Here is a 3,062-nt window from a genome sequence, read left to right as displayed (position 1 = left end):
GCCCGATAGTGATAAGCTTCTTTACAGGAGTCAGCATACATATAAGCTGCTGGAGCAATGGCTAACACAGTAATTTGCTTGCGTAGCTTTTCATCATAACTTAAAAGAGCATTTCTGACATTTATAGCCCCTTGACTATGGCAAATTTGAAAATACTCTCCGCGTGGATATTCGTCAAAGAATTTATCCCACGTTTCATGATTAACGCGTACTGGAGTCGTAGCTATATAACATAAACCTAAGCCTGATTCAACACAATCGTTAATCAAATTATGCGTAGCATTATGGATGACATCTATCGAATATTCCCACCCTAATTCTCTAAGGTGGATGGCATTGTTAATAGCCTCTAGTTGGGTGGTCATAATGCCATTATGAACACCCAGACGAATATTTTCTGATTTACTCCCTAGCAATACGGCTAATGAGGAGCTTTCACAACGCACAAATTTTCTTTCAAACCTATCTGTAAAGCTAACTCTAGGCAGGCTTTTTGTATTTTCACCTTTTCCTCTAATCGGTGTTTTTTCGATTCTATAAGAGGCGCGCTCTTTGCCATACATGATCACACTTTCGCGGTGTTTCTCCCCACGGCTAGGACTGGAACCTCTTAATCCATACAGGTCTCTATCATTTAAAGGATTGTTTAAAAGATAGGCATATAGATTAGGGCCCGCCTCAAAGCTTAAGGGATCGGCAGTTATCCAGCGTGTGGTCGCGGGGTTGTAATAGCGGCGTCCAAAGTAAACAAACTGAGTTTCAGCGTCTACACGTTTAGAAGAAAAACGCCAAGGGTTGATCGATTGCTTGCTAAGCTTATTATTTTTGCTATAAATAGACTCTTGCCCATAAGCGGTATATCGATAAGTTTCTTCTATGGTATGGGTCTTGGCGTTAATCAGTAGGCGGATATTGCCTAACGTGTCATGGATGGGTATGTAAGCCTTACCTTGGAGTTCTAGCAAAACCGAAGCGTCTATTTCAGCTCCTTTACCTCTACCTAATATACGCAATTGCTCAATGTTACCTTTAGAGTCACAGGCGCCAATTTCGTTGAGTCCATGGTACATGTAACGAATTTCTTTCTCAGGTATCCACTTTTTTTCAACTTTAGAGCAGGAATAGAAGGTGCTGCTTAAACGGCGGTTAAGCTCATCATAGGCATAGGTTACCTGATGAGTAGGAGTATGAATGGCAATCAAGCGATCTAATGCATCGTAAGATAAGTTTAAAGAGCCTTTACGGATAAGGTTTCCATTTAGGTCATAAGCATGTGGGTCTAAGCCATCATGAAGAAGCTGATTGAGAGCATTAACGGTATGGGGACGTTTATTTTTCTCCACCATATTATGGAGGGAGTCGTAGCGATAAATATGATCCACGAGGCCTTTTTCGGATTGAAGCTGATATAAAGCATCGTATGTATAGATACTGTTTACTTTGCCCACTGGGTCGAGGGTTGTTCTTTTTAAAAGATTGCCCACTTGATCAAAACCGTTCTCAGGAATATCCTCTTTTAAGGACTTAGAAGAAATGCTAATCAGACGAGAATAGGCATCGTAAGCGTATTGAATTAAGCCTGCTTCAGCCATCAATTTAGCCTCTTCTAATGCCCCCGAAAGGTTGTAATGCTGATAGGTGTGTCGATAAGGGCCTCGACTAATTTGATGAAGGTAAAGTGATTTGTAAGAGTATTGAATAGAAGAATGGTCTGGAAGTATAATTTCCTGGATCCTATCTAAATTATCGTAACTATATTGTTGAGTTAACCCATGGAATAAAGTTTCTTGGACCAAACGTTTATTTTTATCAAAAACACGCGTGGTAGACTTTCCTGTATGCTTATCCTCCACACCTACAACATTAGAATTAGCATCATAAGTATAGTGGTAATGCAAAGAGTTATCAGTGGAAGAAAAAGAGGTGAGGCGACCTAGCCAGTCATAGGCGTAGTGCAGTTCTACCCCATCGGGTTTGATAACTTTTTCTTTTTGCCTATAAGCATTATAGACATACTTTGTTTGCTTTTGCTCAGGAGTTCCTACGGCTTCCGTACACCCTATCAAGTTTTTGGCAAAGTCATACTCAAAATGAGTGGTGACCAGGCGATCAGGTTGATGAGGAGTCAGCACATGCTCAATTTGTTTACAGCAAAGCCCTTCTGCATCATAAAAAAACTCACGTTTTTGCAGGATAACGCCCATAGGGTCGCGACGAATTTCAAAGCGAACATGCCCGCAGCTATCATGTTCCTGAAAAAAAATTGGCCGATGGCATCAATGGTTTCTTTAGCATATACATATTGACCCTCTTGATTAAGGTGAAGATAATAAAAGAGGGTGCGGGTTTTATGTCCTTGTGGATCAATTACAGTGTCAACATCCCCATAGGCATTATAGTGGGTAAAGGTGATAACAGGCTTGGAGTGATGATAAGAAATTGTTTGAATGGGCTGGTCTTGCTCGTTGTAAAGATAGCCTATTTTGGTTAACACCTGCCCTTCAGCATCCTCAGTGCGCTCCTCGATAAGGCGATCCTTAGCATCATACTCTTTAACGCTGGCAATATAGTCTTTTTCCTCGGGACCAAAATATTCCAATGTCTTAGCGAGCCGTTGGCAGGCATCATATTGATAAACAGTTTTTGCTTCATTTTTTACGATGCTGGCCAGACGGCCAGCAGCATCGTATTGATAATGAGTAAACTCTCCTGCAGCATCCACTTCGGCTATCTTATGAAAATGATTGTAATGGGTAGTGGTTTCGCTAAGCTTTTCCCCTGTAGGAGCAAAAGTCATCTGTCGGCAAGCTCTTCCTAAATAATCATAATCTGTCTGGGTAACCTTTCCATTTAAGGAGATGCTTTTAGCTAGATAGCCTTCAAGGGTATATGCATTTTTTTCGGTAGATCCATCAGGGTATTGGATGAGGAAGGGTTGGCCTCGAATGTTATAGTTAAAAGTTGTTTTAAAACCTCGACGATCAGTTTTACAGATAGGGTTATCGGCAATATCATACTCAATACATTCAAAAGGCTGATAAGAATTACCGTCGGAATCTAAT

Annotated in this window: 1 protein-coding gene and 1 pseudogene; both read right to left on the bottom strand. The window is 40.8% G+C overall.

The genetic code is table 11. The annotated features are described in order from the left end of the window. Positions 1-2,204: RHS repeat domain-containing protein (locus tag DB41_RS03250; RefSeq protein ID WP_039384258.1), on the bottom strand; the 2,204-nt coding region annotated here is incomplete at its 3' end. After that, positions 2,126-3,062, bottom strand: a pseudogene (locus DB41_RS03245) (hypothetical protein); the annotation flags it as partial. The pseudogene DB41_RS03245 and the gene DB41_RS03250, both read right to left, overlap by 79 nt.

The organism is Neochlamydia sp. TUME1, assembly GCF_000813645.1.
Lineage (GTDB): Bacteria > Chlamydiota > Chlamydiia > Chlamydiales > Parachlamydiaceae > Neochlamydia.
The sequence above is the reverse complement of the archived record's forward strand: the minus strand, read 5'-3'. Positions and strand labels throughout refer to the sequence as shown.